Source organism: Psychrilyobacter atlanticus DSM 19335 (assembly GCF_000426625.1).
GTDB lineage: Bacteria > Fusobacteriota > Fusobacteriia > Fusobacteriales > Fusobacteriaceae > Psychrilyobacter > Psychrilyobacter atlanticus.
Genome location: NZ_KE384548.1, coordinates 196,727 through 210,767 on the forward strand (window position 1 = coordinate 196,727; position 14,041 = coordinate 210,767).

At 32.7% G+C, this 14,041-nt stretch carries 13 protein-coding genes and 2 riboswitches; of the genes, 11 read left to right on the forward strand and 2 right to left on the reverse strand.

The genetic code is table 11. From position 1 onward, the window contains the following. Window positions 1–240: 240 nt before the first annotated feature. The 3 genes from purD to K337_RS0112590 all read left to right on the forward strand — a co-directional run bounded on the left by purD (window position 241) and on the right by K337_RS0112590 (window position 2,736). Window positions 241–1,497 (forward strand): phosphoribosylamine--glycine ligase, encoded by a 1,257-nt coding sequence (gene purD, locus K337_RS0112580; RefSeq protein WP_028856921.1) that lies wholly within the window; start codon window positions 241–243, stop codon window positions 1,495–1,497. A 224-nt stretch (window positions 1,498–1,721) separates the two neighbouring features. Then, window positions 1,722–1,961, forward strand: a complete 240-nt coding sequence (locus K337_RS0112585; protein ID WP_028856922.1) for a hypothetical protein — start codon at window positions 1,722–1,724, stop codon at window positions 1,959–1,961. Between the two features lie 190 nt (window positions 1,962–2,151). After that, on the forward strand, window positions 2,152–2,736 hold the full coding sequence (locus tag K337_RS0112590) for a class I SAM-dependent DNA methyltransferase (RefSeq protein WP_028856923.1): 585 nt from the start codon (window positions 2,152–2,154) through the stop codon (window positions 2,734–2,736). Between the two features lie 66 nt (window positions 2,737–2,802). On the opposite strand, the gene K337_RS0112595 is transcribed toward K337_RS0112590, so the two are convergent. Further along, window positions 2,803–4,188: an alanine/glycine:cation symporter family protein gene (locus K337_RS0112595; protein ID WP_028856924.1), complete on the reverse strand. Its 1,386-nt coding sequence runs from the start codon at window positions 4,186–4,188 to the stop codon at window positions 2,803–2,805. 90 nt (window positions 4,189–4,278) lie between these two features. After that, a riboswitch (glycine riboswitch) is annotated at window positions 4,279–4,372 on the reverse strand. Between the two features lie 957 nt (window positions 4,373–5,329). Here K337_RS0112595 and K337_RS0112605 point away from each other — a divergent pair. The 5 genes from K337_RS0112605 to K337_RS0112625 all read left to right on the forward strand — a co-directional run bounded on the left by K337_RS0112605 (window position 5,330) and on the right by K337_RS0112625 (window position 8,484). Further along, the gene (locus tag K337_RS0112605) at window positions 5,330–5,611 is read left to right on the forward strand and encodes a DUF1540 domain-containing protein (protein WP_028856925.1); all 282 of its coding nucleotides are present in this window, start codon (window positions 5,330–5,332) and stop codon (window positions 5,609–5,611) included. Window positions 5,612–5,693: 82 nt separating this feature from the next. Next, window positions 5,694–5,981, forward strand: coding sequence for a hypothetical protein (locus K337_RS0112610; protein ID WP_028856926.1), 288 nt, complete (start codon window positions 5,694–5,696; stop codon window positions 5,979–5,981). Between the two features lie 89 nt (window positions 5,982–6,070). Continuing rightward, window positions 6,071–6,472 (forward strand): PPC domain-containing DNA-binding protein, encoded by a 402-nt coding sequence (locus K337_RS0112615; protein ID WP_037029905.1) that lies wholly within the window; start codon window positions 6,071–6,073, stop codon window positions 6,470–6,472. Between the two features lie 27 nt (window positions 6,473–6,499). Next, window positions 6,500–6,599: riboswitch (purine riboswitch) on the forward strand. Window positions 6,600–6,673: 74 nt separating this feature from the next. After that, window positions 6,674–7,666 carry an adenosine deaminase gene (gene add, locus K337_RS0112620; RefSeq protein ID WP_028856928.1) on the forward strand — a complete coding sequence of 331 codons (993 nt, stop codon included), beginning with the start codon at window positions 6,674–6,676 and terminating at the stop codon, window positions 7,664–7,666. Window positions 7,667–7,857: 191 nt separating this feature from the next. Continuing rightward, entirely contained in the window at window positions 7,858–8,484 is a 627-nt protein-coding gene (locus K337_RS0112625; protein WP_028856929.1) for an MBL fold metallo-hydrolase, read from the forward strand. 56 nt (window positions 8,485–8,540) lie between these two features. Here the strand turns inward: K337_RS0112625 and K337_RS0112630 are convergent, their stop codons facing one another. Then, entirely contained in the window at window positions 8,541–9,227 is a 687-nt protein-coding gene (locus K337_RS0112630; protein WP_028856930.1) for a TetR/AcrR family transcriptional regulator, read from the reverse strand. A gap of 504 nt (window positions 9,228–9,731) precedes the next feature. On the opposite strand from K337_RS0112630, the gene K337_RS0112635 reads away from it, so the two are divergent. From K337_RS0112635 to K337_RS18495, 3 genes are read left to right on the forward strand one after another with little or no spacing between them, the layout of a single operon-like run. Then, window positions 9,732–11,057, forward strand: coding sequence for a glycine/sarcosine/betaine reductase component B subunit (locus K337_RS0112635; RefSeq protein WP_028856931.1), 1,326 nt, complete (start codon window positions 9,732–9,734; stop codon window positions 11,055–11,057). A gap of 15 nt (window positions 11,058–11,072) precedes the next feature. Continuing rightward, window positions 11,073–12,386 (forward strand): betaine reductase selenoprotein B, encoded by a 1,314-nt coding sequence (gene grdH / locus K337_RS0112640; RefSeq protein ID WP_084140890.1) that lies wholly within the window; start codon window positions 11,073–11,075, stop codon window positions 12,384–12,386. 59 nt (window positions 12,387–12,445) lie between these two features. Beyond that, window positions 12,446–14,017: a BCCT family transporter gene (locus K337_RS18495; protein WP_156877371.1), complete on the forward strand. Its 1,572-nt coding sequence runs from the start codon at window positions 12,446–12,448 to the stop codon at window positions 14,015–14,017. Window positions 14,018–14,041 lie beyond the last annotated feature (24 nt).

Here is a 14,041-nt window from a genome sequence, read left to right on the forward strand (position 1 = left end):
AGCTGAACTTTTTTGACACAGAGTTCCACAGAATTAAAAGAGAGGTACACAGAGTTTTTATTTTTTCTCTGTGTCACTCTTTCTCTTCTCGGAGTATCTCTGTGTTCAGGTTTTTATATATGAATTTAGTGTTTATAGAGTTTTAATTAGAATGGAATATTAAGTACGTAATTAGAAACTAATAATCAAAAATAATGACATATATATAAATAAAAAAATATAAAGAAAAGGGAGTAAATTATGAAAATTTTAATTATAGGTAGTGGCGGTCGTGAACATGCTATTGCATGGAAATTTGCTCAAAACAATAAGGTAGAAAAAATATATGTAGCCCCAGGAAATGCCGGGACGGAACTAATGGAAAGATGTGAAAACATAGATCTATCCAATATCGAAGAGATGGTAGAGTTTGCATCAAAGAATAAAGTAGAACTCACCATGGTAGGATCTGAGGAGCTATTAGTAGAAGGAATAGTAGATAAATTTGAAGAAAAAGGATTGATTGTATTTGGTCCAGATAAAAAATCTGCAATCTTAGAGGGAAGCAAAGCCTACTCTAAAGATTTTATGAAAAAATATGGTGTAAAAACAGCTGCCTATGAGATCTTTACCGATTATGATAGTGCTATAAAGTATCTGGATGAGATAGAATACCCGACTGTGGTAAAAGCCAGTGGTTTAGCTGCAGGAAAGGGTGTAATCATAGCTCAAAATAAAGGTGAGGCAGTGGAAGCAGTAAGAGATATGATGTTAGATCATAAATTTAGTGAAGCTGGATCTGAGATAGTTATAGAGGAATTCCTTGTAGGAGTAGAAGCTTCTATCCTGTCTATCACCGATGGTAATACCATAGTACCGTTTATATCCGCTAAGGATCATAAAAAGATCGGTGAAGGAGAAACAGGTTTAAATACAGGAGGGATGGGGGTAATAGCTCCTAATCCATATGTGACATCTGAAATAATGAATGGTTTTATCGATGATATTATGACTCCTACTTTGGAAGGATTAAAGGCAGAGAAGATGAAGTTTAACGGTGTTATATTCTTTGGATTGATGATAACGGAAAAAGGAGTCTACTCATTAGAATATAATATGAGATTGGGAGATCCTGAAACTCAAGCTGTGTTGCCACTTATGGAAAATGATTTCTTAGAAATTTTAGAGATGTGTATAGAGGGGAATTTGGATAAAGTTGAGATGAATTGGAAAGATGCTTCAGCCTGTTGTGTTGTAGGAGTATCTGGGGGATACCCTGAAAGTTATAACAAGGGATATGAGATAGAAGGTATTTCAAATGTAGATGATCTGGTATTTATTGCAGGAGCTAAATTGGAGGAAGACAAACTCTTGACCAATGGTGGACGTGTAATAAATATAGTCAGTTTAGGAGAAAATTTAAAAATCGCTTGTAAAAACACATACAGTTCCATAGATAAGGTAAACTTTGAAGGGATCTATTGTAGGAGAGACATTGGAAAGATAGATGAACTATAGCTCTTATTTGAGAGAGTAAAGAAAGTGAGATAATAATTGATGTAGACAAAAGATGATTTCTGTATTTTACAGGGGTCATCTTTTTATATCTTGATATAGTTTATAAGAGATCTAATGGTAGATGAAAAATATTGATTTATGAGTTTAGAAGGTATATAATTTATAACTTAAATGAAGTATACTTATAAGAGACTGGGTTATTCTATATATTCAGGAGGGCACCAATGAGCAAAAGTCTAGATAAATTCCACGATGAATTAAATAAACTTGAAGAATTGTTATTGCCGCTATACTCAGATCATGCAGAATTATTTGAATATATGGATTCTATTAATAGTTCTAGAGATGTCCATGAAAAAATGAGATCCATTAATAAGGTTCAGAAATATTGTGAGTCACAGTCAAATCTAATAGACCGTGATATTCTCAATCGAGTAGATCATCTAAAAGATCTTTTAAGATAATTTAACGTTTTTATTGTAAAGAATAACTCAGCAGCTTATATTAAAGTTCATATTATTTACACTAGATATTATAATTTTTAAAATTATGATATTTTGATAAAAGAATAAAAAAAATTAAATGGGAAAGTTTTTGAAATGTAGAGGGCCTGAGTTAAGAGGTCTTAATTAAATTTATAATTTGAGGAGATATATGGAAATTCAGAATAATAAAGAATATTTTAATAGCAATGTAGATAAATGGATTGATTATCTAACCGATGATAGAATCTTTGCGATAAAAGAAAGTTTAAAATTAATGAATGTTGATAAGGAAAAGAGTATTTTAGAAATTGGTGCAGGTACGGGGACTTTTTATTCTTTTTTAGATTTTAATAAATCGGAAAACTACCTGGGAGTAGATATCTCAGAACAAATGTTAGGAGAGTTTAAAAAAAGGTTTTCTGAAGCTGAGACCTGCTGTATGAACTTTGAAAAAAAGGTTAATTTAGATAGAAAGTTTGATATTATTGTATTATTTGACAGCATTCCTCATTTTGAAAGATTAGATCTTCTATTTGAAAATGCCGCGGGACTCCTAAACAAGGGAGGAGTTTTTTATATAATACATTCTAAAACAAGAAATCAATTGAAGGAACACCATAAAAAAATAAATTACAGTCTAAATAGAGATGCAATCCCTAACGACATGACCTTGAAAAAAGAGTGTTTAAAATTAAATTTTGAAGATATCGTAATAAAAGATGAAAAATTCTTCTTTTTTAGCTGTCAAAAATAAGTTAATATAATTGAAAAGGCTTCCAAAATTTGGAAGCCTTACTTTTGATATTCCACTTGTTTTTCACTAAACCGTTTTTGTCTTTTTTTCTTTTACCTTTAATTCCTCAAAATAATCTTTCGTTTCTTTTATAATTACTCCACTAAGAGCGATTAAACCAATTAAGTTTGGTATAGCCATAAGTCCATTAACTATATCAGCTACAACCCAAATGAGTTCTAATCTGATAAATGGTCCTATAGCAATCAAGAAAATAAAGATTGCTTTAAAATATTTTATTCCTTTTACACCACAAAGATATACAGTACATCTTTCACCATAGTAATTCCAACCAAGGATTGTAGTGAAGGCAAAGAAAATAATACCAATGTTGACAATAAGACCACCAATACCTCCAAATGTAAGAAGGTTATTAAACGCGGCGTTGGTAACTTCTGCTCCAGCAAGATTTGCATGATTCCAAAATCCAGAAGAAATAAGTACAAGACCTGTCATAGTACAAACTACAATAGTATCAAAGAACGTCCCAGTCATAGAGATTAGTCCTTGTCTTACACAAGAATTTGTTCTTGCAGCAGCAGATGCAATAGGAGCTGATCCTAAACCAGATTCGTTAGAGAAAACTCCCCTAGCTACTCCTGCTTTTAATGCTAGAGCTACTCCTGCACCTGCAAATCCTCCTACAGCAGCATGGCCATTAAATGCGCTACTGATAACTAAATTAAATGCAGCTGCAGTAGCACTTCTATCCATAAGAAGTATTATTGTCGCTCCAAAGACATAAAATAGAGCCATAAATGGAACTACAATCTCTGAAACTCGAGAGATACTTTTGATCCCTCCTACAGTTACAGCAGCTACACTAAGTGTTAACAGTACTGCAACTATTATTCTTGGAACTCCAAATCCCCCACTTACTCCTGTAACGATGGCGTTTACTTGAGCAAAAGTTCCGATCCCGAAGAATGCAACTCCTATTCCAAATACAGCAAAAGATTTTGCTAATATCTTACCAAGCTTTTTATTTTTAAGCCCCCCTTCTAAATAATACATGGGCCCTCCAGCTTGTTGTCCATTCTCATCTTTTGTTCTGTATTTGATGGCTAAAAGTCCCTCTGAATATTTCGTTGCCATTCCAAAGAATGCCGCCATCCACATCCAGAATAATGCTCCTGGTCCTCCTAATCTAATTGCAGTTGCTACTCCTACAATATTTCCAGTACCAATAGTTGCTGCTAGTGCCGTACAAAGTGCAGCAAAACTACTTACGTCTCCCTCACCAGAATCATCGCTATCTTTTACAAAAAGATATTTCAGTGCCAGGGGAAGTTTGAAAATTTGTAGTAATCCCAGTCGAACCGTTAGATAAACACCTGTTCCTACCAATAGTATTAGTAGCGGTGGTCCCCATACAAAGTTATTTATTGCTTGAAAAAAATTAAGTGTATCCATTTTTAGTGCCTCCCTTTTATTTGTAGGGAATTTAATTATATGTACAGAAAAAAACTATATATAAAAATACGTAGTTTCACTGGTATATAATTAAACTCCTCTGTCCCTTTTACCTGAGAGTTTCGCCCGTTAAGGGTTTGCTCCTTCGGTGTCCATTATTTTGGATCTCTCCAGAGGTTCGTCCAGTATAGGTCCCACTTTTATTAAATAAAAGCACCTGAAAGTTTTACTTCTTCGGCGATAATTACTTATCTTCTCCCTATACCTTCAACCGATTTTTAACTTATATATTATACATAATAAAAAATTCTGAAAAAGCAATTTTTTAAGATGAAAATCATATCCATTAAAAGACATCATATGTGGAATATCCCTATGATATTAGCATATATTTTTTTAGAATACAATAGGCAAGTGAAAAAAATCGCGATTAATTTTTTAATTAATAATTAATTTTTTTTAATTAGTAATTAATTACAATGTAATGAAAGTTGAGAAATAGATATAGGAGGATAAATTTCCTTCTTTTTATATTATGAATTATAGAATTAGACTTGGATTATAAAACAATATATAATATTGTTTTATCTAAAAAATAGTTTGATGCGAATAGGTATATAAGAAAAAAAGCAAGATATTATCTTGCTTCTGTTTCATTTGTTTCTGTTTTTTCAACTTCTATTTCTTTTATTTTGATCTTTCTTTTAACATTGGATTTTATTAGTGCTTTACCCATTTTTTACCTTTATTTTTATTCTTACCTTTTATTTTAACAGCTTTTGTTTTTCCTTTCTTCATCTTTACCTCCTAAATTAATAAAAATAAAAACTTCTAGTCTGTAAGTCTTTATAATATATCTTACATTATATCATATATTGTGAGAATAAAACGATGTATTCCGAAGAATCTTATCTATAAAGATGTCATTTGATATTATAGTATTTTTATGATTATTCTCTGGTATAGGTGGTTTAAAGATGAAAACAATGATCAATAAATTGTTTCAATCCTTATGAGCTCTATTATTGCGATGCTATTTGCAAGGGGATTATAAAAAACGCTAAAAGATATTCATTTGATTAAAGGAAGTTAAGAGGAAGGTAGTATATAAAATAAGGGAGAGAGTCGTGGAGGATAAAATATGGATATTGCAAAGATATTTGACTGTAATGCTGAAAGCTGTGTATATAATAAAAATAAACAATGCCATACTCCTGCTATAAATATAGGAGATGATATACCATGTTGCGATACATTTATGGCCGGCTCTAAGAAAGCCGGATTTAATGATGTTTCCGGTGGGGTAGGTTCGTGTAAGGTAGATTCATGTTCTTTTAATAATTCTTTGGAATGTAGTGCATCTGGTATTCATATGTCAGTTGTAGGAAATGAGGTAGACTGCCAAACTTATCGAAAAAAATAATGAACTTCCTCTCCCTTAGCTGCCCCTGAGGCGGCTTTTTTTATAAAGACTTAAAAGATATATCAAAATATAACAGAGGAGGATGATAGATTTGAAACTAATCGATGAAATTAGAGAAATATTGGAAGGTGCCGGCTATGAGTTTTTAGATTCAGGATCGGAAAAAGCGTTGGAACACCCCAAGGAGATCCGGATTCGTTTTGCCAGTAATGAAGCAGTTGAGATAGAGCCTCATATATTTGAAGCAAACGATATAAAAAAATACCTGAAAGAGTTTAAGATTGTAGAGCATGATCCAGATATAATCGATATCAAGACTGGAAAACCCCACAAATCGTATTATTCGATAATTATAGAAAAAAGTAGTTAAAGAGATCAAAAAGATAAGGAATTTTCAACTTGTATCTTTTATTTAAATGTAGTAGCATTAAACTTAGAATATATTAAAGAGGAGATAAGATGAAGATATATGCTGTTAGATTGACTGAGGGTATGGATTTAAAAATTGAGATACAAAAGATAGTTGAAGAAAAGCAAATAAAGGCAGGGATAATACTCTCCTCTGTAGGCTGTATATCAAAGGCAAGATTTAGAGTGGCTGATGGTGTAAGTGTTAAGGGGATTGAGAAAAATTTGGAGATACTTTCATTGAATGGAACTCTGTCTCAGAAGGGTATTCATCTGCATATAAGCTTCAGTGATCTAGATGGGATTAGTTTTGGAGGTCACCTTGTAGAGGGAAATATTATTAATACAACATGTGAATTAGTCATAGGAATATTAGAAGATTATAAGTTTGACCGATGGATGGATTCAAATACAGGTTATGAAGAATTGGTCATTGAAACACAAGAGTCATAATTGACAGAAAGGAAAATAATTGTTAAAATATTATAAATAATTTAACATCGTATAACTCCAATAATATGGTTTGGAGGTTTCTACCAGGTACCTATAATTCCTGATTACGAAGAGGGTCTGTTTATACAGCGTTCTTTGTAATGGGAATTTTTTTATTGCTTAGAAATCTATATATCGGATCAAACAATAGGAGGAATAAGAATGAATTATAAGGAAATGCCAAAAATTGATCTACACTGCCATTTAGATGGAAGTTTAAGAGCTCAAACAGTGTTGGATATAATAAAAAAAAATAGACTGGAATTAACTCAAAATTTGGAAGATATAAAAGAGTGGCTGACAGCTCCCTTAAGCTGCAGTTCGTTGGATGAATATCTTAGATGTTTTGATCTACCAATAGCCGTGATGCAGACCAAAGAAGATTTAGAGAGGGTATCTTTTGAACTTATGGAAGATGCTGCCCTGGAAAATATAAAGTATATAGAGATAAGATTTGCACCTCAGCAGCATACGGAAAATGGATTGACTACAAAAGAGATAATAGAGAGTGTATTATGTGGAATGAGGAGAGCAGAAAAAATATATGATATCAAGGGGAATTACATCTTATCATGTATGAGACACCTGTCAGCTGAATCAGCTATGAAAATAGTGGAGGAAGGAAAACAATTTATAGGACAAGGAGTTGTGGCAGTAGATCTTTGTGGTGGAGAGGTAGCAGGATTTTGTCATAAATTTATTGAGCCTATGAAAAAAGCCAAAGAATATGGGTATAGGATAACTATCCATGCAGGAGAAACAGGCATAGGTGAAAATGTCACTGATGCAATTGAACTTTTAGGAGCAGAGAGAATCGGACATGGGGTATTTATAACTAATAGCAAGGAAGCTTATGATCTGGTAAAGGAAAGGAAGATCCCTTTGGAAATATGTCCTACAAGTAATGTGCAGACTAAGGCTGTAAAAAATTATAGAGAACACCCAATATATGATTTCTATAATGATGAAATTATGATAACATTAAATACAGACAATAGAACTGTATCAGACACTACTATGACTGAGGAATGTGTTCAAATAGAGAAGGCTTTTGAGTTGAAAAAAAGTGAATATATAGATATATATTTAAACAGTATAGAAGCAGCTTTTATTTCAGATGATGAAAAACAAAAGTTAATGGAATATTTAAAATAAAAAAGCAACATTTTGTTGTATTCAGAGAAGCACAATATAATTTTGGATAAATTTTAACCTTTTAAATAAATAGCAAAAATGGATTATTTACTATTATTTCAGAAGAAATGTCTATCTTTCCTCCCATAGTAGTGTCAGCAGAATTATAGTCAGGAATTAAAATAAGTAGAGACAAAGATTGTGGAGGAGTTATGAAAATAAAGAAAATTACTTGCGGAATAATTGCAAATAATAATTATATTTTAATAAAAGGGAATGATTGTTTAATTGTAGATTTAAGCGATTTTGAGAGCATTGATAAGTTTGTAGAAAATTCTAAGTTGAATGTATTGGGGGTTCTTCTAACGCATACCCATTGGGATCATTTGTTAGGAGTGGAGAAATTTGTAGACAAATATAAGGTGCCTGTCTATCTGAGCTCTAATCGACCTAACTATATAATGGATGCCAACTTTGATTATACTATAAAAAAATATGGAATAAGAACGAGATTTGATATAGATAAGATAGATATCAGATACCTAGATGAGGGAAAGCAAAAAATAGAAAACTTTGAATTTTTTGTAATAGATACTCCGGGACATACTACTTGTTCAATTGTGTATTATTTTTTAGCAGAGAAAGCCATGTTTACAGGGGATTTTTTGTTCAAAAAAACTATAGGTATAACTAATACACAACTGAGTAATAAGGAACAGATGAAGGAAAGCTTAAAAAAAATCAAAACTTATCCTGATGATGTTGCTGTCTATCCAGGACATGGTGAAGATACAAACTTAAAATATGAAAAGATTCATAATAGGTATTTGAATAGATAGATATAATAACAAAGTAAATAAAATTAGGAGTAGTCTAAGACTACTCCTAATTTTATTTACTTTAATAACCTACAATCCTGTAAGACAAATAATTTTAAACAATTTTTTATGTATTTGATAGCTCTGTTACATAAAACTTTACGTTTATAGATGTTTTCAGGTTTTGTAGCTTCTTCTAAAAGACCCTTGTAGATAAGCACCTGCATATCATTGATAGTGGTTATGTTACTCGGAGAAATTAATTTTTTTCGAGCTGTCTTTATCAAAAGGATCTTATTTCTCTCATAGATATCTAATTTCAAGATCATACGATGAAACTTTGCAAAGGATGTTGTTATCTCCTCTGGGTAGATCTTATAGAATTCCTTTATCTCGTAGTAATTTTCAAAATCTTTTCTGTTAAAATCTAAATTAGAAAAAAATATAGATTTGTATATCTCTGGTCTTTCAAATGAGCATTTACAGAAAAACTCCCAAATGAGGATAGATTCCTCCAATGGGTTTTCAGCTTCTTCAGTATAGGCGTCTAATCCAGTGATATATTCATTTAAAAATTTCATACAAGCTAAAAGAATTAAATGATCTAAATTCTTAAAGTATGTATAGAGGGTCGCACTGTTGTAGCCTGTAATCTTGGCAACTTTTCTTATACTAACCTCTTCTAAGCCCTCTTCTTGAATAATAGTCATGGTAGCATCTATAAAAAGTCGTTTTACATTTAATTTTCGTTCTAGTCTGGTCATCTTTTCCTTCTCTCCTGTAAATTAATCTAGTTATTAACTAAGTATATAATAAAAACGCCAAAAACAAAATAATTTATTTTTTTATTTTAATTGAAGAAAACTATGGACTTTATAAAAAAATGAAATGAATTTCACAAGCGTGATGAAAAGTTAGTATGGTAGAGGTAATGTATTTATGTAGTCATATTTATAATCTCTAAAATTTCATTCCTATATATTATAAAAAGTGAATGCATTCAGTTTACAAGAGTTGAAACGTTACACAAGGTTTCAAAAACGAATCTTTTTTTATTTTTTATTTTTTTCAATAAAAACGTCACGTTCAGAAAGAGATTGATAAAAAAATAACTTTTATTTAAAAAAAAGAGTTGACTTATAGAATTTTATAGGTTATAAATTACGTATAGAAGAAATTAATCGCGATTAGAAAATAATCTTGGTTACTAAAATAACCTATACGATTAATTAACCTTGATTAAAAAAAAACGAAAAAGAGGTGAAGTAATGAAACTTGAATTGGGAAATTTTTATGTTAAAGATGTTAAGTTTGGGGATACTACAGCTTATGCGAATGGTATTCTTACAATTAACAAAGATGAAGCCTTGGCTTATGTTATGGAAGATGAGCATATTACCGAAGCAGATATCGTTATCGCTAGACCTGGTGAAAACAAGAGAATTGTTCCTGTAAAGGAAGCTGTTGAACCTAGATGTAGAGTAAATGGAAATCCAGTATTTCCAGGTGTAACAGGTGGGATGACTCCTGCAGGTAATGGAAGAACGCATGCACTTAAGAATACAAGTGTATTAGCAGTAGGAAAGCACTGGGGAAGTTTTGGAGACGGAATGATAGATATGAGTGGAGAAGGAGCAGATTTAACTTATTTCTCTAAACTAATCAATGTTTGTCTTGTAGCTAACACAGATGAGGAATTTGAAAGATATGAGCAACAAAAGAAAAATAAAGCTCTTAGATGGGGTGCAATGAGACTTTCTGAATATTTAGGTAATGCAGTTAAAGAAATGGAACCTGAAGAAATAGAAGAGTTTGAATTACAACCAATCATTAAAAGAGATGAAAAAATAAAAGCACTTCCAGCAGTTGTATATGTAATGCAACCACAATCACAAATGGAAGAATCTGGATACAATGACTTAGTATATGGATGGGATGCAAATAGAATGGTTCCAACTTTCATGAATCCAAATGAAATTTTAGATGGAGCAATCATCAGTGGTTCATTCATGCCTTGTTCATCTAAATGGTCTACATATGACATGCAAAATTGTCCTACAATCAAAGAGTTATACAAAGCACATGGAGAAACTATTAACTTCTTAGGAGTTATCATGTCTAACTTAAATGTAGCAATGGAGCAAAAAGAAAGAGCAGCAGCATTCGTAGCTCAAATGGCTAAGTCATTAGGTGCAGATGGAGCTATCTTAGCAGAAGAAGGATACGGAAACCCAGATGCTGACTTTATTGCATGTTTTGATGCTTTAGAAGATGTAGGTGTAAAAACTGTAGGAATCACTAATGAGTGTACTGGTAGAGACGGTCAATCTCAACCATTAGTTGTACTAAGTGAAAAAGCTAATGCAATTGTTTCTTGTGGAAATGTATCACAATTAATTAAATTACCACCAATGGAAGAAGTAATCGGTGAATTAGCAGCATTAGGTAGAGATGGTTTAGCTGGTGGATGGGAAGGCGACGAGAAATTAGGTCCTTCAGTTAGAGAAGACGGTTCAGTTATTTTAGAAAATAACTCAATGTTCTGTGGAGATCAAGTACTTGGATGGTCTCAAAAAACAATGAAAGAATATTAAGGAGGATTAATCAGTATGAAAAAAGCAATTTTATATATAAATCAATTTTTCGCTGGAATTGGTGGGGAAGAAAAAGCCGATCATGCTCCAGAAATTAAAGAAGGATTAGTAGGTCCTTCACTAGCATTAGACTCAGCATTAAAAAATGCAGAAGTAACTCATACAGTAATTTGTGGAGATAACTTCATGGGTTCTAATCAAGATGAAGCAGTTGAAAGAATTTTAGCATTCTTAGAAGATAAAGAATTTGATATCTTCTTCGCAGGACCATCTTTCCAAGCAGGAAGATACGGAAACGCTTGTGGAGTAATCTGTAAAGCTGTTAAAGAAAAATTTGGAGTTCCTGTAATTTCATCTATGCATGTTGAAAATCCAGGAGTAAACATGTTTAAAAAAGAAGTTGTTATTTTCCCAGGTGGTAGAAGTGCCGCTGCAATGAGAAAAGACACTAAGAAAATGGCTGCTTATGCAGACAAAGTTTTAGCTGGAGAAAAAATTGGAACAGCTGAAGAAGAAGGATTCTACGTAAGAGGAATCAGACATCAAGTAATTGACTTTACAATGGAACCAGCAGCAGTTAGAGGAGTTAAAATGCTTCTTAAAAAATTAGCTGGAGAAGAATATGTAACTGAGTTACCTATTCCAAAAAGTGATAGAGTAGAGATAGCAGCACCTGTTAAAGATCTATCAACTTCAAAAATAGCAATAGTTACTACAGGTGGAATAGTACCAGTAGCAAATCCAGATAGAATTCAATCTGCATCAGCTACAAGATGGGGAATGTATGATGTAAGTGAAATGCCAAGATTAGAAGCTGGAGTATTTAAAACTATCCATGCAGGTTATGATCCAGCAGCAGCAGACGCAGATCCTAACGTATGTGTACCTTTAGATGCACTAAGAGCATATGAGACTGAGGGGAAAATTGGAAGTTTAGATACACATTTCTATACTACAGTTGGAACTGGAACTACAGAAGCAGAAGCATCTAGAATGGCTGAAGAAATGGTACCATTCTTAAAAGAACACGGTGTTGACGCCGTTATCATGACTTCTACATGAGGTACTTGTACTCGTTGTGGAACAACGATGGTAAAAGAAATAGAAAAAGCTGGTTTCCCAATTGTACAAATGGCAAACTTAGTACCGGTTGCGAAAACAGTAGGTGCCAATAAGATAGTTCCTACAATTTCAATTCCTTACCCACTAGGAGATCCTAATACTTCTAAAGAAGAACAATGGAAGTTAAGATATCATAGAGTTGGAGTGGCGTTAGACGCTCTTGCTACTGACATTGAAGATCAAACAGTATTTGAAGTTAAGTTTTAATTCATAGGGGAGCAAGTATGCTCCCCTATTAAGCTATTTAATCGACAAAAGGGGGATTTATGAAAGCGGATACAGGTGTAATTAAAGAAACTAATATAAAAAAAAGTGATGCAACATTTTACATATCTATAGGCTTAACTTTAGCGATTGTATTATGGGGGCTAGTTTTACCTGCTAGTTTTGAAAAGGCAGGAAATGCAACTTTTGGGTATCTTGTGAATAATTTCGGATGGTTATATACTATCTCGATGTCATCATTTGTTGCCTTTTGTGCTTATTTAGCATTCAGTAAATATGGATCGATAAAATTAGGTCCTGACAATTCTAAACCAGAATATACTCTAATATCATGGTTTGCTATGCTCTTTTCAGCAGGAATGGGTATAGGACTAGTATTCTGGGGAGCAGCGGAACCTATGAATTTCTATGTTAATCCAATTATAGGGATTGAGGGAGGAACACCTAGGGCAGCAGCATTTGCTATGCAGCATTCATTTATGCATTGGGGTCTTCATCCATGGGCTAACTATTCAGTATTAGCTTTAGCTATGGCTTATATGCAGTTTAGAAAAGGAAAACCAGCTCTTGTAAGTAGTGTATTTATTCCAATTGTGGGAGAAAAAGCTACTAAGTCATGGTTCGGAAAGATGATCGATGTATTTGCAATTTTTGCAACTGTTGCAGGAGTAGCTACATCTTTAGGTCTTGGAACTTATCAAATAAATAGTGGTTTGAATTATTTATTTGGTGTACCAGAAAATAGTATGGTTCAAATTATAATCGTAGGTGTAATAACTGCTATCTTTATGCTTTCTGCAATGGCAGGAGTAGACAAAGGAATGAAATTCATATCTAACTTAAATGTAGGAGTAATCCTTTTAATGTTAGTTGTTTGTTTCTTAGTAGGACCTACACTATTAATATTAAAAGTATTTGTTGAATCTTTAGGTAACTATATGGGTGGATTTGTAACTGCCAGTTTTGAGATGGGAACATTTACAAACGATTCTTGGTATGGATCTTGGACAGTATTCTACTGGGCATGGTGGATAGCATGGGCTCCATTTGTAGGAAGTTTTATAGCTAGAATATCTAAAGGAAGAACTATCAGAGAATTTATTACAGGAGTATTGTTAGCTCCTACATTAGCTTCATTTATCTGGTTTTCAGTATTTGGAAGTATGGGATTAGCACAAGGATTAGATCTTGCGAAAGAAGCAATAGCATCTACTCCTACAGCATTATTTGTAGTGTTAAGTAAATATCCAATGGGAATGGTTGTATCGATAATCGCAGTAATTTTATTATGTACTTTCTTTATTACTTCGGCAGATGCTGCTACATTCGTATTAGGTATGTTAAGTTCTAAGGGAGATTTAAATCCACCTGTTGGAAAAAAACTTCTTTGGGGTGGAATTCAATCTGGATTAGCATTAGCTCTAATGTTAGCAAGTGCTAACGGACTTAAGATGTTACAGACAATATCTCTGGTCGCCGCCTTCCCGTTTGTATTCATAATGATCTTTGCTATGATTTCATTGATGAGATCATTGAAAGCTGAGAAGAATTGGAACAAAGAAGAAGTGGCGGAGACAGAAGAAGTAGAAACAGAACAAATAATAGAAGCATAAAAAATAAAAAAAGATTGATATAAT

Bases quoted from the DNA above. Each gene is read 5' to 3' on its own strand.
- K337_RS0112615 (WP_037029905.1), top strand. From the start codon at position 6,071: ATGAAGATATATGCTGTTAGATTGACTGAGGGTATGGATTTAAAAATT.
- purD (WP_028856921.1), top strand. From the start codon at position 241: ATGAAAATTTTAATTATAGGTAGTGGCGGTCGTGAACATGCTATTGCA.
- K337_RS18495 (WP_156877371.1), top strand. From the start codon at position 12,446: ATGAAAGCGGATACAGGTGTAATTAAAGAAACTAATATAAAAAAAAGT.
- K337_RS0112630 (WP_028856930.1), bottom strand. From the start codon at position 9,227: ATGACCAGACTAGAACGAAAATTAAATGTAAAACGACTTTTTATAGAT.
- K337_RS0112595 (WP_028856924.1), bottom strand. From the start codon at position 4,188: ATGGATACACTTAATTTTTTTCAAGCAATAAATAACTTTGTATGGGGA.
- K337_RS0112585 (WP_028856922.1), top strand. From the start codon at position 1,722: ATGAGCAAAAGTCTAGATAAATTCCACGATGAATTAAATAAACTTGAA.
- K337_RS0112605 (WP_028856925.1), top strand. From the start codon at position 5,330: ATGGATATTGCAAAGATATTTGACTGTAATGCTGAAAGCTGTGTATAT.
- K337_RS0112625 (WP_028856929.1), top strand. From the start codon at position 7,858: ATGAAAATAAAGAAAATTACTTGCGGAATAATTGCAAATAATAATTAT.
- add (WP_028856928.1), top strand. From the start codon at position 6,674: ATGAATTATAAGGAAATGCCAAAAATTGATCTACACTGCCATTTAGAT.
- K337_RS0112590 (WP_028856923.1), top strand. From the start codon at position 2,152: ATGGAAATTCAGAATAATAAAGAATATTTTAATAGCAATGTAGATAAA.
- K337_RS0112610 (WP_028856926.1), top strand. From the start codon at position 5,694: ATGATAGATTTGAAACTAATCGATGAAATTAGAGAAATATTGGAAGGT.
- K337_RS0112635 (WP_028856931.1), top strand. From the start codon at position 9,732: ATGAAACTTGAATTGGGAAATTTTTATGTTAAAGATGTTAAGTTTGGG.